We start from the raw sequence: 18,981 nt of genomic DNA, 5'->3' as shown, positions 1-18,981 counted from the left end.
AAGCCGCTCAGGCGTCGCCGAAGACCTCCCAGACCTGGTCGAGGGAGTCCACACCGGGCGTGTACTCGATCTTCACCAGGACCGGGTGCCGCGTGCTCTTGAGCGCCGTCGTCAGGTGCTTCCACGTGCACTGCTTCCTGCCGAGGCCGTTGCGGTCGGCGTTCACGGGCCGGCCGGCCAGCCAGCCGTCGCCGCACCGGGCGGTGGTGCGGAGGAAGGCCGTCGTGTACGCGTACCCCAGCTTGATCTTCTTTCCGCCGCTCGCGAACAGCACGGTCGTGTCGTTGACCCGCTTGATCGTGCCCTCGGCCGAGCGCGGGCCCGGCCGGCCCGAGACGAGGATCTCGTTGACCTTGACCGCCTTGCCGCCACGGTATTCGGCGCGCAGTGGCACGGGGCCGCGCGCGAGGCCGTCCGTCAGGTCGGTTGGTGCGCACTTCGTCCGGCCCAGCCCCTTGGCGTCGAGGGCGACCTGGCCCTCGGTCTCCTTCAGGTCGCACGCGACCGTCACCCGGCCGAACGCGGCCCCGGTGTAGTCGAGCCGGAGCTCCCCGGCCCCGGGGAGGGTGTTGAGCCGGTAGCCCTTGAAACCCTGACTTTTCACGAACGTGGCGGACTTGGGCACGATGCGCAGCTTGCCCTTGCCGTCGGCCCAGGCGTAGCCGTACACGACGGTCGCGGCGGAGGCGGGGACGGCGAGCGCGCTCAGCGCGAGAGCGGCAGCGGTGGCACAGGCGAGCAGGCGCATGGGTGGTCTCCCCCGACGGCGTGATGGGCAATCACTATGACGCGGGAGACCTCCCGGATGTTCACGTCCGGTAAACAGTCACTCCGTCAAGGTCTTCCTTGGACAGGCGCCGCATGAGGTAAAGCCCTTCGAGGGTGAACTCCAGGGCCGCGGCCGCGTGGCCGGGCGACTCGTCGCCCGCGCCCATGCCCAGCCGCGACATGACCTTGGCCAGCCCCGTCACGGGCCCGATGCGGTGCAGCAGCTCCCCGGCCGGAACCAGCTCGCCGGACTCCACCTGGTTGCCCTCGGCGAACTTGTCGGTCAAAGGGGACAGGTCCATGCCGCCCAGCCGGCTCCTGAACGTCTCCGCCGTCGCCCGCCGCAGCAGATGGGCCAGGATCTCGGTCTCCCTGCCCTCCTCGCTGACCTCGAACTCCACCTTGCCCCGCAGGCTGTGGACCACGCAGGCCAGGTCGATCACGCGCGCCACGGCCTGCTCCTCGCCCGCGAGCGCCGCCCGGCGCACCGCGGAGGCGGCCGCGGTCTCGGCGGCGGCGATGGAGAAGCGGGCGGACACGCCGGAGCGCGCGTCCACGGCGGTGGACTCGCGGACCAGCCGGGTGAACCTGGCGATCACCTCGACCAGGTGCTCGGGGACGTCGGCCCCGATGTCCGGCACGGACTCCTGGCGGATGAGCGTCAGCTCGTCTTCAACGGTGAGCGGGTAGTGGGTGCGGATCTCGGCGCCGAAACGGTCTTTCAGCGGCGTGATGATCCGGCCCCGGTTGGTGTAGTCCTCGGGGTTGGCGCTGGCGATGAGCAGGACGTCGAGCGGCAGCCGCAGGTTGTAGCCGCGGACCTGGATGTCGCGCTCCTCCAGCACGTTGAGCAGCGACACCTGGATCCGCTCGGCCAGGTCGGGCAGCTCGTTGACGGAGAAGACGCCCCGGTTGGTACGCGGGACCAGGCCGTAGTGGACCGTCTCCGGGTCGCCGAGCGTGCGCCCTTCCGCGATCTTGATCGGGTCGACGTCGCCGATCAGGTCGCCCACGGAGGTGTCGGGAGTGGCGAGCTTCTCGCCGTAGCGCTCGTCCCGATGCTTCCACGCGACCGGCAGCTCGTCGCCCAGCTCCCGCGCGAGCGCCTGGCAGCGCGTGCACACCGGCGCGTACGGGTGATCGTTGATCTCACACCCCTCGACCACCGGCGTCCACTCGTCGAGCAGCCCGGTGACCGTACGGATGAGCCGGGTCTTGCCCTGGCCGCGCTCACCGAGGAGGACCAGGTCGTGCCCGGCGAGCAGGGCCCGCTCCAGATGCGGCAGGACGGAATCGTCGAAGCCCACGATGCCGGGGAAGCGCGGCTCGCCCGACCGCAGCTTGGCCAGCAGGTTTTCGCGGACTTCGGCCTTGACGGTGCGATGAACGTGGCCGCTCTCTCGCAACTCCCGGAGAATACGTGGCTGATGCACGGGAACGAGACTACGTCCCCCGCGAGGAATGTGGCAGAGAGTTTCGCACCTGGCGGAGATTTCGGATCTTGACTATTGCGTGACGGTTCGTGTGCGTGCTTGTCCCTTTAGTGGGGAGAATCGGGCCTAGGGAACTTGGACATGTCGAGGGAGGCGAGACCCGTGGCATTGATGACAAGCCGCTTCGCCGACGGCCTCGCCGTGGGTTCCGACCTGGTGGAGGCCGCGGAGAACGCCGTCGGTCAGGCACTGTCGAGGCTCAGCGGCCCAGCCGACTTGGTCTGCTTCTTCATCTGCGGCGACGATCCTGACGACGTCGCGCGGGCCGGCCAGGCCGCGATGAAGCTCGCACCCGAGGCGCACGTGATCGGGTGCAGTGCGACGGGCGTGATCGGCGACGGGCAGGGGGTGGAGCTGACGCCCGCCGTGAGCGCGTGGGCGGCGACCCTGGACGGGGCGCGGCTGACGACGTTCGCGCTGGAGACGCTGACGGCGGAGGACAGGTTCGTGGTGGTCGGGCTGCCGGAACGCACTGGTGACGATCATGTGGCGATCCTGCTCTCCGACCCGTACAGCTTTCCGACCGACGCCTTCGTCGAGCGCTCGATCGACGTGCTGGGCGATCTGCCGCTGATCGGCGGGCTCGCCAACGGACTGCAGGGACGAGGCTCGGTACGGCTCTTCGCCGACGGCGAGATCTACACCGAGGGCGCGATCGGCGTCCTCATCAGCGGCCCTGTCAAGATCAGCACCGTCGTCAGCCAGGGCTGCCGCCCGATCGGGCCCAGCATGGTCGTCACGGCGTCGGAGGACAACCTGCTGCTCGAACTGGCCGGGCAGCCGGCGCTGGCCCGCCTGGAGGACATCGTCAGCGAGCTGGACGAGGACGACCGCGAGCTGGTCGCCTCGGGGCTGCAGATCGGCCTGGCCATGGACGAGTACGCCGAACGCCACGAGCGCGGCGACTTCCTCATCAGGGGCGTCATCGGGATCGACCCCGAGCGCGAGGCCGTGGCGATCGGCGACATCGTGGAGATCGGCAGGACCGTACGCTTCCAGGTCCGCGACGCCGCGACGGCCGACGAGGACCTGTACGACCTGCTCGACGCCCACCGCGAGGAACTGGGCCGGGTGGACGGGGCGCTGCTGTTCTCCTGCAACGGGCGGGGGTCGGCCATGTTCGGCACGGCCGACCACGACCCGGTCGCCCTGCGCGACACGCTGGGGCCCATCGGGGTGGCGGGCTTCTTCGCGGCCGGCGAGGTCGGGCCGGTGGCGGGGCACAACCACGTCCATGGGTTCACGGCGTCCGTCCTGGTGTTCTCCAGCGTGGCGAGCGGTTCATGAGCCCGTCGGGCTCGTGATCCTCGCGAGGCCGGGCTGATCGGAGCGGCCGCGCTGCTCCTGGCGGGCGATGACCACTGGAGCCCATGACGCGAGGCCCGGCGGCCCCCGTGCTGCTCGGGAGGGGGCCACCGGGCCGAACCGGGACTTCACCCGGTCGTGGGCGGGCCGGTCGCGGTTCAGCGGGCCGGCCCTGAAAGGCACTAGGTCAGCGGGCCGGCCTTGAAAGGCGCCAGGTCAGCGGGCCGGCCTTGGAAGGTGCGTCACTCGGTTTTGGTGTGCAGGCTCGGCCCCTGCTCCTCCGTACCGGCGTGCCTGTCGTCCTTGCGCTCCACCGTGCCGCCGGAGCCGGGCGTCGGGACCGGCATCGAGACGGCCTCGCAGGGCGCGACCGCGCCCTTGACGATCTGCAGGTTGGTCGCGAACGGCGGCTCGCCGTCCCCGTCCGCGCTCTTCGAGATGGTCAGCACCAGCGTCGACCCGGACGGCACCTGCCCCTTCTCGATCTTGAAGCGGATCCCGTCGCCCTCCTCCCGTATGCTCGCCGAGAACGGCCCAGTGCCGCCCCCGACCTCGCCGCGCGGCTGCTTGCAGGTCTGCCCGTGCGGCAGATAGTCCACCGCCGCCGTGACGCCCGCCTTCGCCAGCTCGGCCTCCAGCCCCTCGGGGTCGGTGAACGAGTGGATCGTCACGCTGACCCCTCCGTCGGAGCCCTGGGTCACCGCGTACGCCGGGCTGCCGGTGAGCCCGGTCAGCATCACCACCGCCGTGGCGGCCGCCGCGACCCCCGCCACCGCGGCGGACAGCCCCGCGATACGCCGCCGCGAACGTCGTACCGGTGTCACTGTCGTCATCTTGTCCTCCGCCGTCCTCGTCGTGATCTCGTCCTTGAGTGCACTGAGAAGGCGATCTTCGAAGTTGCTCATATCCGTCCTTCCAGGTACACGGCCGATGGCGAGGCGACGCTCTCCAGAGCACGTCTGGCCCGATGCAATCTGACCCGTGCGGTCACTTGTCTGATGCCCAGGGCTTTGGCGGCCTCCGAGACGGTGAGCTGATCGATCGCCACGAGCTCCAGCACCGCGCGCTCCCCCTCCGGCAGCCCGGCCAGGGCTTCCAGGGCGTTGCGCATCCGGCGCTCGGCGTCGATCCGCTCCTCCATCCTGACGAGATCGTCGTCGTCCATCAGCCGGCGACCGGCGACGCGGACCGTGGCCCGCGCCTCCCGCGCCGCCTTGCGGTACTGGGCCGACACGACGTTGCGCGCGATGCCGTAGAGCCAAGCGAGCTCGCTACCCCTACCGGGCACGTAGGTGTGCGCCGAGTCAAGGACCGCCAGGAAGATGTCCGCGGTGAGGTCGGCGGCCAGGTGAGGGTCACTCACCCGCCGGACCACGAAACGCATGACGGCATCGACGTGGCGGCGATAGAAGGCCTCGAAGGCCGCGGGGTCGTCGTTGAGGCGCACTGGCCTCGCTCCCTTCGTCGTTCGCCCTTACACCAGTACTTGGACCGAGCGACGAGAAGCGTTTCCGAGCAGGTCAGGCTGCGGCTCAGGCGGGACGGCGGGGCTGGAAGAGCCAGGCGTCGAAGAGCGGGCCGAGGTCCTTGCCGGACAGCCGTTCGGCGAGAGCGACGAAGCCCTCCGTCGTCACGTAACCGTAGCGGTGCTCGGCGGTCCATGCCTTGAGCAGGGTGAAGAAGGTGGCGTCGCCGATGGACTTGCGCAGCGCGTGCAGCGTCATGCCGCCGCGCGTGTAGACCGACTGGTTGAACAGGTCGCCGGGCCTGGCGCGGCCCGGGGGATATTTCCAGATCGCGTCGTCGGCGGAGCGGCGGTGGTTCTCGTTGAAGAGCGCCTCCGCGCTCTTCTTGCCCTTGTGCTCGGACCACAGCCACTCGGCGTACGTGGCGAAGCCCTCGTTGAGCCAGAGGTCCTTCCACCGGCTGATGGTCAGGCTGTTGCCGAACCACTGGTGCGCCAGCTCGTGCGCGATGATCGCCTCGTCCGGGTGGAAGCCCCCGTAGAGCGGCTTGGTCTGGTTTTCCAGCGCGTAGCCCGCGGAGTAGTCGTCGACCACGCCCCCGGTCGAGGAGAACGGGTAGGGCCCGAACACCGTGGACCAGTAGTCGGTGACCTCGGCCGAGGTGGTGTAGAGCGAGTCGAGGGAGCCCTTGAACTTCGGGTCGGTGGCGGCGAGGTTGGGGATGCCCGCGGAGGTGCTGCCCTGGCGCAGCTCGAACTTGCCCATCGTGGCCGTCGCCAGATAGCTCGCCATCGGATGCCGCTCGCGCCACCGGAAGGTGGTCTTGCCGCCGGCCGTCGTGGGCTGCCCGATCTGCTCGCCGTTGGCCAGAGCGGTCACCCCGGCGGGCACGGTGACCGTGAAGTCGAACGTGGCCTTGTCGGCGGGGTGGTCGTTGTTGGGGAACCACGTCTTGGAGCCGTTGGGCTCGGAGGCCACGAAAGCGCCGTCGGAGGTGGGGATGAAGCCGTAGGTGCCCAGGTTGGCGCTGTCTTTTGCGGGTTTGGGCACGCCAGAGTAGGTGATCGTCGCGGTGAACCGGTCGTTCTTGCCGATCGGCTCGGCGGGCCGGACGGTCAGCTCGGAGCCCTTCCGGCCGAACGTCGCCTGGGCGTCGTCGACCGTGATCGTGCGCACGTTGAGCCCGGTCAGGTCGAGGTTGAAGCTGGACAGGTCGTGGGTGGCGGTGGCCTTGACGGTGGTCACGCCGTCGAGCCGCTTGGTCGTGGGGGAGTAGTCGATGGCCAGGTCGTAGTGGGAGACGTCGTAGCCGCCGTTGCCGTCTTCCGGGAAGTCGGGATCGCCGATGCCGGGCTCGCCCGCGCCCGCTGAAGCAGGGCCGGGCTCGCCCGCGCCCGCGCTCGCTGAAGCAGGATGGGTGGCCGGTGGCGGCTCGTCGGCGGGAGCGCACGCCAGCACGCTGACGAGCGTCGCGAGCATGGCCACCCCGCGCCTGTTGACACGCATACGTGTACGAGCCCCTTTCGATCCGTGACCTGAATATTACGCTGAGTCAGGCGACCACGACGACCGTCCTGGCGGCCTTGTCGTGAAGGGCCTGTTTGCGTGGGTCGAAAAGGATCCAGCCGAGATCCAGCAGGGTGCCGACGCAGCAGAGCCACTCGAGCACGGTCATCACGGCCTGCCTGACCGCCGCCTGCCCCACACCTATCCTCGCGCCGTGCTCCTGCACCACGCGGATGGCGAACAGCTTCTTGCCCAGCGTCTGACCATTCCAGAAGGCATGCAGGAGCCAGAAGTACAGAAAGGCCACGAGTCCGGCCACGAAGGCGTGTTCCACCGGATAACGATCCCAGACGCCCCTGCTCTGATCCCAGACGTAGTCCCAGCTCGTCCAGCTGAAAGGGGTGGCGGCGATGTTGACGATGATCCAGTCGAGGACGCCGGCGAACAGTCGCCGCCAGCGTCCCGCGAGCCCCGGTGGTGGCAATCCCATGATTTCTGGATGGCCCCCATTAAGTCGGGACAAACTAAAGGTTGCCCCTACGTTCCTGCTCGCGCTCGATCGCCTCGAACAGGGCCTTGAAGTTGCCCTTGCCGAAGCCGAGCGACCCGTGCCGCTCGATGAGCTCGAAGAAGACCGTGGGCCGGTCCTGGACCGGCTTGGTGAAGATCTGCAGCAGGTAGCCGTCCTCGTCACGGTCCACGAGGATCTTGCGCTTCTTCAGCTCCTCGATCGGCGCCCGCACCCGCCCGATGCGCTCCCGCAGCTCCGGGTCGTCGTAGTACGAGTCCGGCGTCTCCAGGAACTGCACGCCGGCCGCCCGCATGTGGTCGACCGTGGTCAGGATGTCGTTGGTGGCCAGCGCGATGTGCTGCACGCCTGGGCTGCCGTAGAACTCCAGATATTCGTCGATCTGCGACTTCTTGCGGCTGACGGCCGGCTCGTTGAGCGGGAACTTCACCTTGCGCGTGCCGTCGGCCACGACCTTGGACATCAGCGCCGAGTATTCGGTGGCGATGTCGTCACCGACGAACTCCGCCATGTTCGTGAAGCCCATGACCTTCCGGTAGAACTCCACCCACTCGTCCATCTTGCCCAGCTCGACGTTGCCGACGCAGTGGTCGATGGCCTGGAACAGCCGCCCGTGCTTGGTCGCCGGCGGCGCCACCAGCGGCTCGGCGGGCGCGTAGCCCGGCAGGTAGGGGCCGCTGTAGTTGGACCTGTCGACCAGCGTGTGCCGCGTCTCGCCGTACGTGGCGATGGCCGCCAGCACCACCTTGCCGTGCTCGTCCTCCATCGTGTACGGCTCCACCAGCCCCTCGGCCCCATGAGCGACGGCGTGGGCGTACCCCGCCTCCACGTCGGGCACCTGGATGGCCAGGTCGATCACTCCGTCGCCGTGCTCGGCCACGTGCCGCGCCAGGTCCGTGCCCGGCCGGACCGGCCCCCGGAACTCGAACGTGGCGCTCCCCGAGGTGAGCACGTACGCGGCCACGTCCCGGCTGCCGTTCTCCGGCCCGCGGTAGGCCGCCAGACGCATGCCGAAGGCGGTCGAGTAGTAGTGAGCCGCCTGCTTGGCGTTGCCCACGGCGAACACCACGGCGTCCATGCCATTGACCGGAAAGACATCATTCATGCCTCTAACTCTTGAATTGAGTGGACGAGTTGCGCAACAGTTACTTCAACGAGTGCACAATCTGTCTAGTAGACCAGCGAAATGTCCGGTAGATCTGTACAGCATGACGATCGATGTCCTCGACGCCCGGCTGATCGCCCTCCTGACGGACGAGCCCCGGCTGGGCGTGCTCGAATGCTCGCGCCGCCTCGGGGTGGCCCGGGGCACCGTCCAGGCCAGGCTCGACCGGCTCGCCGACCGGGGGGTGATCACGGGGTTCGGGCCCGACGTGTCACCCGCGGCGCTCGGCTACGGCGTCACCGCGTTCGTCAGCATGGAGATCAGGCAGGTGGCCGGGCACGATCCGGTGGCCGACCGGCTGGCGCGCATCCCCGAGGTGCTGGAGGTGCACACGATCACCGGTGACAGCGATCTGCTCTGCCGGGTGGTGGCGCGGACCAATGCCGATTTGCAGCGGGTTATCGACCAGATCGTTGATGTTCAGGGCGTACTGCGGACTAATTCGATCATCGCCTTGGACACCCCGGTTCCGTACCGCGTGCTGCCCTTGGTCGCCGATGTTCCCCAACGCGAGGGTCGCTAGACGTACCATCGCTTTGGGACGAGGCACCATTGTCGATCGTTTACCCTTGGCATTCGCCCAGCTTGCGGGGGTTGGGCGACGCTTGACGAGGGGAGTCGAGGGTGCGGATCGGTGGTGTAAAAGGAATGCGGAAGCGGCGGATTCTCCGGGTGGTGCTGATTTCATTCGGTGCCGGAATCGCCGTACTGGCCGGGCTTTTCGCTATTGCTTGGGCGATGACTCCAATTCCCGATACGACCCAGAAACAGGCCACCGCGCAGGGTTCGGTGATCTATTACCGCGACGGCAAGAGCGTGCTCGCCCGGCAGGGCATCGACCGCAGGAGCGTCGAGCTGGCCAAGGTGCCGAAGTACGTGCGCGACGCGGTCATCGCCGCCGAGAACCGCTCGTTCTACGAGGACGGCGGCGTCTCCATGAAGGGCACCGCGCGGGCCGTCTGGTCCACCGTCTCGGGGCAGCAGCTCCAGGGCGGCTCGACCATCACCCAGCAGCTCGTACGCAACTACTACAGCGGGCTGAGCCAGGAACGTTCGGTCGTCCGCAAGTTCAAAGAGATCCTCATCGCGATGAAGGTCGACCAGTCGCGGTCGAAGGACTGGGTGCTGGAGCAGTACCTCAACACGATCTACTTCGGCCGCGGCGCCAACGGCGTGCAGTCGGCCGCCCGCGCCTACTTCGGCAAGGACGTCCAGAAGCTGACCCCGTCAGAGGGGGCCTACCTGGCGGCGGTCATCCAGCAGCCCAGCAGGTTCGCCGACCCCAAGGGCTCCGACCTGGCCGCGGCGCAGGAGCGCTGGCGCTCGGTGATCAGCGCGATGACCCAGACGGGCGCGCTGACCGCCGAGCAGGCGGCCGCCCAGAAGTTCCCCGAGCTGACGACGCCGAAGAAGCCGTTCGAGCTCAAGGGCCAGGCCCAATACATGCTCGAACAGGTGACCGCCGAGCTCAACCGGCGCGGCTACACCGACGAGGACATCAACAGCGGCGGGCTCAAGATCGTCACGACGTTCGACAGGAAGCTCATGCAGGCGGCCGAGCGGGCGGTCCTGGACACGCTGCCGGACGCCACGCCGAAGAAGGTGCGCACCGGCCTCGCTGCGGTCGATCCGGCCACGGGCGAGGTGGTCGCCTTCTACGGGGGGCGTCCCTCGCAGTCGAAGTACTACGACAGCGCGTTCAGGTCGAAGGTGATGGCCGGGTCGACGTTCAAGCCGTACACGCTGGCCGCGGCCCTCGACAACGGCTTCGACCTGTCCACCACGGTCGACGGCAACTCCCCGATGCGCGTGGCGTCGGCCGCCCAGCCGATCCCGAACGACAGCGGGCGCTCGTACGGGCGCATCAACCTGGTCACCGCCACCCAGAACTCCGTCAACACCGCGTTCGTGGACCTCGGCCAGAAGGTCGGCCTCGACAAGGTCGCCAAGACCGCCGAGGCCGCCGGCATCCCCGCCGCCCAGCTCCAGGAGCACCAGAGCGCCGCCGCCTTCCCGCTCGGCGTGGCCTCCATCAGCGCCGTCCAGAACGCCTCCGGGTTCTCCACGTTCGCCAACAAGGGCGTGCACATGGAGGCCCACGTCGTGAAGTCGGTCACCGACGCCGAGGGGCACAAGGAGACCTTCAAGCCGGCCTCGACGAAGGTGGTCGGCGAGCAGGCCGCCGCCGACACCGCGTACGCGATGCAGCAGGTCGTCAAATACGGCACCGGCACCGCCGCCCGCCTCTACGACCGCCCCGTGGCCGGCAAGACGGGCACCACGGACGACTCGCGCTCGGTCTGGTTCAACGGCTTCACCCCGCAGCTCGCGGTGGCGGTGGACATGTTCCGCGACGACAACGCCACGGTCACCATCCCCGGATACGGCACCCAGTTCGGCGGCCGGCTGCCGGCGCAGATCTGGCGGGCGTTCATGACGGAGGCCATGGCGGGCCAGCCGGTCGAGGAGTTCCCCGAGCCGTCCGACTACGGCTACTCCTCCGACTACTCGACGCCGGACCGGGACAGGGACGTACCCGACCGGGAGTACACGCCTCCGCAGAACCCGGACTTCACGCCCGAGCCTGACGAGAGCGAGCCCGCCTTCACGGACCCGCCCATGACCGAGGCGCCCGACGACAACGGGCCTGGGGACGGCGAGCCGGACGAGACCGGCCCGCCACCCACGCTGGTCCCCGACCAGCCCTCCACCCGGGACACCGGGCCGCCCGGCAACGGCGGAGACGGCCAGCAGCAGGGCTAGCTCGTCAGCTCGGCCCTGAGCTCCTCGACCGTCGTGACGGGCATCCGGCAGGTGAAGCCCCGGCACACGTAGGCGGCCGGCGCGTCACCGACCGTCCCGCGCCCTTCCAGCAGCGCGGGAAAGGCCTCGCCCGAGCTTGGGCCGTCGCCGTCGCCGAGTGCCACCACCAGCCCCGGCAGGTCGGCCAGCAGCGCCTCCCGGTGCAGCGTCGCCGTACGCGGATCGCCCGGCGGCCCGACGACCGCCACCTCGACGGGCCCGGACAGCGCCGCGCGCGCCACGGCCAGCCCCCAGCCCGCGAACCTGGCGTGCCCGGCGGCCAGCACCGACACGGCGCCCAGCGCCGCCTGGGCGGCCTCACGGTGCCGCATGGAGCCGGTCAGGGCCCCGTAGGAGAGCAGGGCGCCCGCGGCGGCGTACTGACCGGAGGGGGTGGCGTTGTCGGTCGGGTCCTGCGGACGCTGGAACAGCCGCTCGGCGTCGTCGGCGGTGTCGTAGAAGCCGCCCGCCCCGTCGGCGAACCTGTCGAGCACGGTGTCGAGCAGCGAGCCCGCCAGCCGCAGCCATCGGGCCTCGCCGGTCACGCCGTACAGCGAGATCAGGCCCTCGGCCACGTTGGCGTAGTCGTCGAGCACGCCCGCGTTCGCGCCCGCCCTGCCGTCGCGCGAGGTGCGCAGCAGCCGGCCGTCCGCCACGTGCACTTCGGCGAGCAGCTCGGCCGCCGCCGTGGCCGCCGCCACGAGGTCGGGCCGCTCGAACACCGCGCCGGTCTCCGCCAGCGCGGCGATGGCCAGGCCGGTCCACGAGGCCACGACCTTGTCGTCGCGGCCGGGGCGGATCCGCAGCTCCCTGGCGGCCAGCAGGCGCGCCCGCACGTCCGCGTAGCGCGCGGGATCCTCGGGGTCGCGCGGGAGTTGCAGGACGGAGGTGCCGTGCTCGAACGTGCCGGTGACGTCGAAGAGCCCCGCCGCCCACCGCCCGTCGTCCTCGCCCAGGACCTCGCGCAGCTCCTCGGGCGTCCAGACGTAGAACTTGCCCTCCACGCCCTCGCTGTCGGCGTCGAGCGCCGACGCGAACCCGCCCTCCGGCGTGCGCAGCTCGCGCAGCAGCCAGTCGGACGTCTCCAGCGCCACCCGCCGCGCGAGCTCGCCACCGCTCGCCTTCCACCAGTGCGTGTAGACGCGCAGCAGCAGGGCGTTGTCGTAGAGCATCTTCTCGAAGTGCGGCACCACCCACTCGGCGTCCACGCTGTAGCGCGCGAAACCGCCGCCGAGCTGGTCGTAGATGCCGCCCCTGGCCATGACTCCAAGCGTCGCGCCGCTCATCTCGCGCTCGCCGGAGCGCAGCAGGAACTCCAGCACCATCGACGGCGGGAACTTGGGCGCCCCGCCGAACCCGCCGCTCGCCGCGTCGAACGACTCGCGCAGGTTGCCCACGGCCTCCCGCAACGTCTCCTCGCCCGGCATGACCCCGCTGGGCAGCGTGGTGTGCGTGTTGAGCGCCTCCACCACCTTCGCGCCCTGCCGCAGCACGGAGTCGCGGTCGCTGGTCCACACGTTGTGGACCTCGGTGAGCAGGCGCCGGAACGTGGGGCGCGGGAAGTAGGTGCCGCAGTAGAAGGGATGGCCCTCGGGCGTGGCGAAGACCGTCATCGGCCAGCCGCCCTGATGGGTCATGGCCTGCGTGGCGCCCATGTAGACGGCGTCGACGTCGGGACGTTCTTCCCGGTCGACCTTGATGTTGACGAAGTGCTGGTTCATGAGCCGCGCGGTCTCGGCGTCCTCGAAGCTCTCATGAGCCATGACATGGCACCAGTGGATGTCAAGAAGCGGGTAACCAATGGCAGGATGAGTACCCCACACTGATCAACAGGGGTACGTCCCGCCTACTCGCTTCTTGCATCGCCCCCTCTCCCCATGGCCACCAATCAACCGGGTTGTCGGCGTGCTGGAGAAGGTAGGGAGAAGTCTCACTACCAAGCCTGTTCATGAGATCAGGCTCTCACATCCCTTCGGTACGCTCGTGCCGTCGCGGGTGGTGCGCGTCGGCGCGTACATGCGCGAGGAACTCGAAGGGACCATCTGATGGCACCCGTGGACAGCACCGGGCACGCCATCGAGGTCCTGGAGGGCCGGCCCGGCGACCTGCCGTCGTTCACGCCCCGCCACTAGGGCGGGATCCCGGCTGACTACGGTGCCGGTGACGGCGTAGGTTACGGGCGTGGATATGGACTTCGTCTGCGCCAACGCCGGACGCCCGGCGACCTCCGTCACGCGCAGGGACGTGGCCCGCGCGCTGCTCGCCGTGCCTTCCGGGGTCGCGCTCGTGGCGCTGCCCGACCTGCGGCGGGCGATGATGTCGGCGGGCAACCCGCTCTCCCTCCCGTTCTGGGAGTCGGCCAAGGCGACGCTCAGCTCGATCGAGGCGGGGGTGGCCACGGTCGGTGACGTGCAGCGGTGGGTCGAGTCCACCGGCACCGAGCCGATCCTCATGACGCCCAGCTACTTCGTGTGGCCGGAGGAGGACGAGCGCGGGCCCGTGGCGGCCGAGATGTTCGACCGGCTGGTGGCCCACCTGGAGGAGCGGGTCGCCTCGGGGGAGGTCGATCCCGACGCGCTGGCCAACGGCGATCTGGAGGCGCGCAGGGCGTACGAGGAGCTGCAGGAGCGCTGGCTCGGCACGCCGCTGCCCGACGGGCGGGTGCCCGGCTTCGCGGTCAGCGACGAGCAGGACGAGGAGTTGTTCGCGGCGTGGGACGAGGAGGAGGCGTTCGCCCTGTCCGAGCTGCGGCGCATCGTGGCGGAGCTGCCCAAGCAGCCCGAGCTGCCCGCCGACGACCTGGAGGCGGCCGCGGGGCGGCTGCGACGGCTGCTGGCCCTGCCGGGCTATCCCGCCAACGTGCTGCGGGCCTGCGCCGGGTTCGACGAGCGGCCGGTGCCCGACGACGACCAGGAGCTGTGGCTGGCGGTGGCGGCGGGCATCGCGGGGCCCATCTCGGACCTGTCGGAGGGTGGTGACGTGCTGGAGGAATTCGCCGACCTCGACGGGGACCTCAGCGAGGAGGACACGGCGCTGGCCAACCTCTGCGCGATCCAGCACGCCGACTGGCTGGCCGGGGTGGCGGCGCTGACGCGGCTGGGGCCGGGGGTGCTGGCCTCGCCCGAGCGGATGGCGCGGCTCATCGCCGAGTCGGAGGACATCGACGCCGACGAGCAGGACGACGACGACCTCGACGCGACCGAGGGGTTGTTCCTGTCGGTCGTGGGCCTGTGGATCTATCTCGGCATCGTGACCGAGGACGAGGTGCTCACCCCGCTGGGCTGGTGGGGCCTGCCCAAGGCACTGGAGCGCGCCTGGTCGCAGGCCGCGGAATGACCGGCCGCGGAACGACCGACCGCTGTGGAATGACGAGCGGCCGCGGGACGACCCGCGGTCACTCCGCGTCCACGAGCTCCTTGAACTCGGGGTGGCGCTCGATGTATTTCCCCACATAGGGGCATCGCGGCACGACCCGCAGGCCCGTGTCGGCGCTCGCCTGGAGGGCGTGCCCGACGAGCTTGCCCGCCAGACCCTGGCCCTCGTAGGCGGGCAGCACCTCGGTGTGCGTGAAAACGACCTTGGTGGGCAGCAGGAGATAGTCGGCGAACCCGGCGACCTTGCCGTCCACGAGGAGCTCGAACCGGCTTTCCGTCGAGTTGTCGACGACTTCTATCGGCATCTACTCGGCTTTCTTGTCGTCCGCTTCACCCGCGTGCGGCACCTGAATCTTCGACATTTGCTTGTTCATCGACTTGATCAGGATATACAGGGCGAAGCCCAGAAAGGCGACGACGACGAAGCCGAGTAGTCCGGGACTGACTTCACCTGCTGCTAGAACGGTCACACCTCCAGTCTGCCACCGGAGGGTCGTGCTCTCGTCAGTGGCAGGCGGGTGCGACGTCGTCGGCGTGGATCCCCGTGAACAGGTCGTCCTCCGGCAGGTCCGTGTCGACCAGCGAGCGCGCCAGGTGGTAGTCCTCGGTCGGCCAGATCTCCTGCTGCAGCTCGCGCGGGCAGACGAACCACCAGCTCTCGGGGTCGACCTGGGTGGCGTGCGCCTTCAGGGCCTCGTCGCGGATGTCGAAGTAGTCGCCGCACGGCACGCGCGTGGTGACGGGCCACTTGGCCGGGCGGTCCTCCCAGCGGGAGATCCAGTCTGCGTACGGGGAGCCGAGGCCGCGCTCGGTCATCGCCTCGTGCAGCGCCTCGAAGCGCTCCTTGGTGAAGCCCATCTGGTAGTAGAGCTTCAGCGGCTGCCAGGGGTCGCCGGTGCCCGGGTAGCGGTCGGGGTCACCGGCCGCCTCGAAGGCTTCGACGGACACTTTGTTGGTCATGATGTGGTCGGGGTGCGGATAACCGCCGTCGTCGTCGTAGGTGATGATCACGTGCGGCCTGAACTCACGGACGGCCGCCACCAGCGGCGCCGAGGCGTCCTCCAGCTTCTGCAGGCCGAAGCAGCCCTCGGGCAGCTCCTCGTCCTCGTTCTCCGGCAGCCCCGAGTCGACGAAGCCCAGGAAACGCTGCTCGACACCGAGGATCTCGCGCGCTCGCGCCATTTCGGCCGCGCGCACCTCCGTGATGTTGGCAACGATCTCGGGCCGGTCCATCTTGGGGTTCAGTACGGATCCGCGCTCGCCCCCGGTGAGCGTACAGACCAGCACCTCCACGCCTTCACGCACGTAGCGCGCCATCGTGGCGGCGCCCTTGCTCGACTCGTCGTCGGGGTGGGCGTGGACGGCCATCAGCCTCAGCGGTGCACTCACGGGCTCGATGTCTCCCTCATAGGACCGGTCAGTCGCCCAGAGAGGTTAGTTTCTGCTGGGCGGTCGCGAGGGCACACCCCCCGCGGGCGACAATTGTCTCGGATAACGCTGAGGGAGTGCAGGGAGATTCCGCCATGGTCACCAGAGATGTCGAGAACGGACCGGTTCTCGGCACACCCGACGACTTCCCCGACCGTCCCAAGCGAGGTGGCAGGCTCGTCGTCCACGTGGTGATCGGCGTGCTGGTGGCCATCGTCGCCGGTGGCTGGGGCTACGTGATGTGGTCGATGACGGCGGGCGGCTCCGAGGCGCCGTCTCAGGTCGTGACGTTCAAGGTGACGGGCCCGAGCCGGGCCGAGATCACCTTTGAGGTGTACAAGGCAGACGATAGGGTGGCCGTCTGCCGGATCAGGGCGCTGGACGTCGATCATGCGGAAGTGGGCAGCAAGGAAGTAAGAATCCCGGCTGGTGCGGGTAGTAAGCAGCTCAAGGAAAGCCTGGACACGAGTGGCCAGGCGACTTCCGTCCACATCCAGTACTGCAATCTCGTATAGTGAGACATTTGGGGAAGCGTTCAAGCGGTTCAGTTGTTAGCCTTTCGCAATTCAACCGTATGCAACCTCAGATGATCTCAGGGCCCCCTAGGCAAGCAAGGAGAACCCGTGGCCGACTCTCGCGATGAGAACGTCACATGGCTGACGCAGGAGGCGTACGACCGCCTGAAGGCGGAGTACGAGTATCTCTCGGGCCCCGGGCGCGTCGACATCGCCAAGAAGATCGAGGCCGCCCGCGAAGAGGGTGATCTGAAGGAGAACGGCGGCTACCACGCCGCCAAGGACGAGCAGGGCAAGATGGAGGCCCGCATCTTCCACCTCCGCCAGATCCTCGACAATGCCCAGGTGGGAGAGGCCCCCAAAGCCGAGGGTGTGGTGGGCCCCGGCATGACCGTGACCATCAGATTCGTCGGCGACGACGACGAGGTCACCTTCCTGCTCGCCTCCCGCGAGGAGAGCGGAGCGCCGATCGACGTCTACTCGCCCAGGTCCCCCCTCGGCGCGGCGATCAACGGTAAGAAGATCGGGGAGAAGGCGACCTACTCCATGCCCAACGGCCGCCAGAACACCGTCGAGATCCTCGAGGCTGTGCCGTACATCGGCAACTGACACCCCCGGACAATGACCGCCGGGCCCATGTTGGCCCGGCGGAATTTTCGCATTCGTCCGGAATTCGGCAAGACCTGAGTTTTCTGGTGAAGTCTCGTAAGCGGCGCGATACGTACAAGCTCGTGCCGTTCATCGTGGTGACACTGGTAGCGGTGCTGACCGCGGACGTGCTGCTCCTGGTGCAGTCGAGTGAGCGGCGCGTCCCCGTCGCCGTCCAGGCCACGCCGAGACAGACGCAATTGGCCCAGAAACGGCCCCTGGAGCAGGCGCAGCAGCAGCCCGCGCGGACGCTCCAGCCGGTGCAGCCGCTGCGCAAGCTGCACAAGCCCAACCTGTTCGTGCTCACCCGCAAGCCGTTCACCAACGAGCTCTTACAGAAGGTCGCCAAGCTGCGCGGGGTGCGGGCGCTGGAGCTGGCCGACGCGGCGTCCATCACGCTCGACGGCAAGCGGGTGCAGACGCTCGCGGTGGATCCGTCCACGTTCCGCTCGTACACGCCCAAGGTGACCGCTTCGTCCGACGCGCTCTGGCAGAACGTCGCGGCGGGCGACCTGGCGGTCTCGTTCGTGCTGGGCAACGACGGCGGGCTCGCGCTGCACAGCCGCGTGACGGCTCCGGCGGGGCAGCTCCGGGTGGGCGCGTACGCCACCACCGGGTTCGGCGCCGTGGACGCGGTCGTGTCGAAGGACGTCGGCCGCACGCTGGGGCTGCCGCACGACAACGCGCTCATCGTCAGCGCGCCCAAGACCAACTCCGACACCCTGCGCAGGGCGATCCTGCGCGCGCTGCCCAAGGGCACCCAGGTGGCCCTGGTCAACCCGGTGCTGCCGCAGCCGCAGCAGAAGGTGACGCAGCGAAACTGGCCGGCCGGGTCGTTCATGTCGGGTGAGCAGCTCACCGTGGCGCTCAAGGCGGCCATCTCGAAGCTGGGCCGCCCGTACGTGTGGGGCGCGGAAGGCCCCGAGACCTTCGACTGCTCGGGCCTAGTCCAGTGGGCCTACGCGCAGGCCGGGGTACGCATGCCGCGGGTGACGCACCAGCAGTGGGTGACGGGGCCGCAGGTGCCGTTCGCGCAGGCGCAGCCGGGGGACCTGCTCTTCTGGCGTAATGACCCGACAAATCCGCAGTACATCTCGCATGTGGCGATTTATTGGGGCAACGGGAAGATGCTGCACGCACCCCGTACCGGCGACGTGGTCAAGATCGCCCCGGTGAACATGCGCAACCTGGCCGGAGTCGTCCGGATCAGTCCCGCCACGGCGGCCGGAGTCCGCTGACCTCTCCCCGGCGCATAGTCCATGGTTTCCGCGCGTGCAATTGCGCCGCAACTATGTAATGTTGATTACATGGCAACAGATGACACGACGGCACAGGTACACGGCTGGTTCACCGGACGGCTGCCCGAGGGCTGGTTCACCGGCGCGCCCGAGATCGTCCAGGACCGTGAGGAGATCGCGGTGCTCGGCACGCTGCCCGACCCGCCCGCCGACGTACCGGAGGCCGAGCGGGCCGCCCTGATCGAGGGTTTGGCCGGCAGGTTCAGGGAAGAGACCCGCGAACGGCGGATCGAGATCGCCAGGGAGGCCGAGCGCAGGTTCCGCCAGAAGGTGTCCTGGGGTGTGGTCTGCGGTGGCGAGACTGTGATGTTCACCACACTGTCCGTGCCGGTCATGACCCGGCTCCGCCAGGCCGAACGCCAGGTCCTCGACACTCTCGTGGCCGCCGGCGTGGCCAGGAGCCGCAGCGACGCGCTGGCCTGGTGCGTACGCCTGGTCGGCAAGAACACCGACACGTGGCTCGCGGAGTTGCGCGATGCCCTGCAGCATGTCGACCGCGTTCGCTCCACCGGGCCCGACGTCAATTCCTAGACCACCCAGCGGAAACGGCGCCGCTAATGGACTAAACCACTTCACAAATTGGTTTAGACCAGCGCGATTGGATTAGACCACTGCGCGGAATTTCGTCTTTTAAACCCTCTCCATATGGGTAGGCTCCATCAATCGTCAGGGCCGCTGCCTGCG

At 68.9% G+C, this 18,981-nt stretch carries 18 protein-coding genes and 1 pseudogene; 8 read left to right on the top strand and 11 right to left on the bottom strand.

Annotated features, from left to right (window positions below; translation table 11 throughout):
• Nucleotides 1–7: 7 nt before the first annotated feature.
• Together C4V41_RS35985 and C4V41_RS35980 are read right to left on the bottom strand one after the other, a co-directional pair.
• Nucleotides 8–748, bottom strand: coding sequence for a hypothetical protein (locus C4V41_RS35985; RefSeq protein WP_103960448.1), 741 nt, complete (start codon nt 746–748; stop codon nt 8–10).
• A gap of 61 nt (nt 749–809) precedes the next feature.
• Nucleotides 810–2,201, bottom strand: a complete 1,392-nt coding sequence (locus tag C4V41_RS35980) for a sigma 54-interacting transcriptional regulator (protein WP_103960447.1) — start codon at nt 2,199–2,201, stop codon at nt 810–812.
• A 171-nt stretch (nt 2,202–2,372) separates the two neighbouring features.
• Here C4V41_RS35980 and C4V41_RS35975 point away from each other — a divergent pair, with 171 nt between their 5' ends.
• Nucleotides 2,373–3,548, top strand: a complete 1,176-nt coding sequence (locus tag C4V41_RS35975) for an FIST signal transduction protein (protein ID WP_103960446.1) — start codon at nt 2,373–2,375, stop codon at nt 3,546–3,548.
• A 260-nt stretch (nt 3,549–3,808) separates the two neighbouring features.
• Here the strand turns inward: C4V41_RS35975 and C4V41_RS35970 are convergent, their stop codons facing one another.
• The 5 genes from C4V41_RS35970 to hppD all read right to left on the bottom strand — a co-directional run bounded on the left by C4V41_RS35970 (nt 3,809) and on the right by hppD (nt 8,172).
• Complete coding sequence (locus tag C4V41_RS35970; protein WP_146103916.1) at nt 3,809–4,399, bottom strand: hypothetical protein; 591 nt, start codon at nt 4,397–4,399, stop codon at nt 3,809–3,811.
• Between the two features lie 68 nt (nt 4,400–4,467).
• A complete protein-coding gene (locus tag C4V41_RS35965) occupies nt 4,468–5,013 on the bottom strand; it encodes an RNA polymerase sigma factor (protein WP_103960444.1) in 546 nt (181 codons plus the stop codon).
• Nucleotides 5,014–5,098: 85 nt separating this feature from the next.
• Complete coding sequence (locus tag C4V41_RS35960; protein WP_235030583.1) at nt 5,099–6,538, bottom strand: M1 family metallopeptidase; 1,440 nt, start codon at nt 6,536–6,538, stop codon at nt 5,099–5,101.
• A gap of 46 nt (nt 6,539–6,584) precedes the next feature.
• Nucleotides 6,585–7,028 (bottom strand): RDD family protein, encoded by a 444-nt coding sequence (locus C4V41_RS35955; protein ID WP_103960443.1) that lies wholly within the window; start codon nt 7,026–7,028, stop codon nt 6,585–6,587.
• A 34-nt stretch (nt 7,029–7,062) separates the two neighbouring features.
• Nucleotides 7,063–8,172, bottom strand: coding sequence for a 4-hydroxyphenylpyruvate dioxygenase (hppD, locus tag C4V41_RS35950; RefSeq protein WP_103960442.1), 1,110 nt, complete (start codon nt 8,170–8,172; stop codon nt 7,063–7,065).
• A gap of 103 nt (nt 8,173–8,275) precedes the next feature.
• Here hppD and C4V41_RS35945 point away from each other — a divergent pair, with 103 nt between their 5' ends.
• Both C4V41_RS35945 and C4V41_RS35940 read left to right on the top strand, forming a co-directional pair.
• Entirely contained in the window at nt 8,276–8,755 is a 480-nt protein-coding gene (locus tag C4V41_RS35945) for an Lrp/AsnC family transcriptional regulator (RefSeq protein WP_103960441.1), read from the top strand.
• A 215-nt stretch (nt 8,756–8,970) separates the two neighbouring features.
• The gene (locus tag C4V41_RS35940) at nt 8,971–10,995 is read left to right on the top strand and encodes a transglycosylase domain-containing protein (RefSeq protein ID WP_235030582.1); all 2,025 of its coding nucleotides are present in this window, start codon (nt 8,971–8,973) and stop codon (nt 10,993–10,995) included.
• On the opposite strand, the pseudogene C4V41_RS35935 reads toward C4V41_RS35940, so the two are convergent.
• Nucleotides 10,992–12,984 (bottom strand): annotated as a pseudogene (locus C4V41_RS35935) (thioredoxin domain-containing protein). The gene C4V41_RS35940 and the pseudogene C4V41_RS35935 sit on opposite strands and share 4 nt — an antisense overlap.
• Before the next feature lie 237 nt (nt 12,985–13,221).
• On the opposite strand from C4V41_RS35935, the gene C4V41_RS35930 reads away from it, so the two are divergent.
• On the top strand, nt 13,222–14,370 hold the full coding sequence (locus C4V41_RS35930) for a hypothetical protein (RefSeq protein WP_103960439.1): 1,149 nt from the start codon (nt 13,222–13,224) through the stop codon (nt 14,368–14,370).
• Between the two features lie 58 nt (nt 14,371–14,428).
• Here C4V41_RS35930 and C4V41_RS35925 read toward each other — a convergent pair whose 3' ends face one another.
• Genes C4V41_RS35925 through mca form a run of 3 tightly spaced genes read right to left on the bottom strand, consistent with a single transcriptional unit; the run spans nt 14,429 to nt 15,797 of the window.
• A complete protein-coding gene (locus C4V41_RS35925; RefSeq protein WP_103960438.1) occupies nt 14,429–14,713 on the bottom strand; it encodes a GNAT family N-acetyltransferase in 285 nt (94 codons plus the stop codon).
• The gene (locus tag C4V41_RS62195) at nt 14,714–14,878 is read right to left on the bottom strand and encodes a hypothetical protein (RefSeq protein ID WP_160150506.1); all 165 of its coding nucleotides are present in this window, start codon (nt 14,876–14,878) and stop codon (nt 14,714–14,716) included. It lies immediately after the preceding gene.
• Nucleotides 14,879–14,912: 34 nt separating this feature from the next.
• Nucleotides 14,913–15,797 carry a mycothiol conjugate amidase Mca gene (gene mca / locus C4V41_RS35920; RefSeq protein WP_103960437.1) on the bottom strand — a complete coding sequence of 295 codons (885 nt, stop codon included), beginning with the start codon at nt 15,795–15,797 and terminating at the stop codon, nt 14,913–14,915.
• Nucleotides 15,798–15,931: 134 nt separating this feature from the next.
• Here mca and C4V41_RS35915 point away from each other — a divergent pair, with 134 nt between their 5' ends.
• The 4 genes from C4V41_RS35915 (at nt 15,932) to C4V41_RS35900 (ending at nt 18,828) form a co-directional block, all read left to right on the top strand.
• Complete coding sequence (locus C4V41_RS35915; RefSeq protein ID WP_103960436.1) at nt 15,932–16,351, top strand: DUF4307 domain-containing protein; 420 nt, start codon at nt 15,932–15,934, stop codon at nt 16,349–16,351.
• Between the two features lie 108 nt (nt 16,352–16,459).
• Nucleotides 16,460–16,960 carry a transcription elongation factor GreA gene (greA, locus tag C4V41_RS35910; RefSeq protein WP_103960435.1) on the top strand — a complete coding sequence of 167 codons (501 nt, stop codon included), beginning with the start codon at nt 16,460–16,462 and terminating at the stop codon, nt 16,958–16,960.
• Nucleotides 16,961–17,046: 86 nt separating this feature from the next.
• Complete coding sequence (locus C4V41_RS35905) at nt 17,047–18,237, top strand: C40 family peptidase (protein ID WP_235030581.1); 1,191 nt, start codon at nt 17,047–17,049, stop codon at nt 18,235–18,237.
• A 69-nt stretch (nt 18,238–18,306) separates the two neighbouring features.
• Entirely contained in the window at nt 18,307–18,828 is a 522-nt protein-coding gene (locus C4V41_RS35900; protein ID WP_103960433.1) for a hypothetical protein, read from the top strand.
• Nucleotides 18,829–18,981 lie beyond the last annotated feature (153 nt).

Origin of the sequence: Nonomuraea solani (assembly GCF_900108335.1) — a bacterium.
Lineage (GTDB): Bacteria > Actinomycetota > Actinomycetes > Streptosporangiales > Streptosporangiaceae > Nonomuraea > Nonomuraea solani.
Note: the sequence above shows the minus strand (reverse complement) of the source record. Positions and strands in the feature narration are given on the sequence as shown.

What these genes read in the sequence shown, in the direction of transcription:
- C4V41_RS35985 (WP_103960448.1), bottom strand. Translation starts at nt 748, where the DNA reads ATGCGCCTGCTCGCCTGTGCCACCGCTGCCGCTCTCGCGCTGAGCGCG.
- C4V41_RS35975 (WP_103960446.1), top strand. Translation starts at nt 2,373, where the DNA reads ATGACAAGCCGCTTCGCCGACGGCCTCGCCGTGGGTTCCGACCTGGTG.
- C4V41_RS35970 (WP_146103916.1), bottom strand. Translation starts at nt 4,399, where the DNA reads ATGACGACAGTGACACCGGTACGACGTTCGCGGCGGCGTATCGCGGGG.
- C4V41_RS35960 (WP_235030583.1), bottom strand. Translation starts at nt 6,538, where the DNA reads ATGCGTGTCAACAGGCGCGGGGTGGCCATGCTCGCGACGCTCGTCAGC.
- C4V41_RS35955 (WP_103960443.1), bottom strand. Translation starts at nt 7,028, where the DNA reads ATGGGATTGCCACCACCGGGGCTCGCGGGACGCTGGCGGCGACTGTTC.
- hppD (WP_103960442.1), bottom strand. Translation starts at nt 8,172, where the DNA reads ATGAATGATGTCTTTCCGGTCAATGGCATGGACGCCGTGGTGTTCGCC.
- C4V41_RS35945 (WP_103960441.1), top strand. Translation starts at nt 8,276, where the DNA reads ATGACGATCGATGTCCTCGACGCCCGGCTGATCGCCCTCCTGACGGAC.
- C4V41_RS35940 (WP_235030582.1), top strand. Translation starts at nt 8,971, where the DNA reads ATGACTCCAATTCCCGATACGACCCAGAAACAGGCCACCGCGCAGGGT.
- C4V41_RS35930 (WP_103960439.1), top strand. Translation starts at nt 13,222, where the DNA reads ATGGACTTCGTCTGCGCCAACGCCGGACGCCCGGCGACCTCCGTCACG.
- C4V41_RS35925 (WP_103960438.1), bottom strand. Translation starts at nt 14,713, where the DNA reads ATGCCGATAGAAGTCGTCGACAACTCGACGGAAAGCCGGTTCGAGCTC.
- C4V41_RS35915 (WP_103960436.1), top strand. Translation starts at nt 15,932, where the DNA reads ATGGTCACCAGAGATGTCGAGAACGGACCGGTTCTCGGCACACCCGAC.
- C4V41_RS35900 (WP_103960433.1), top strand. Translation starts at nt 18,307, where the DNA reads ATGGCAACAGATGACACGACGGCACAGGTACACGGCTGGTTCACCGGA.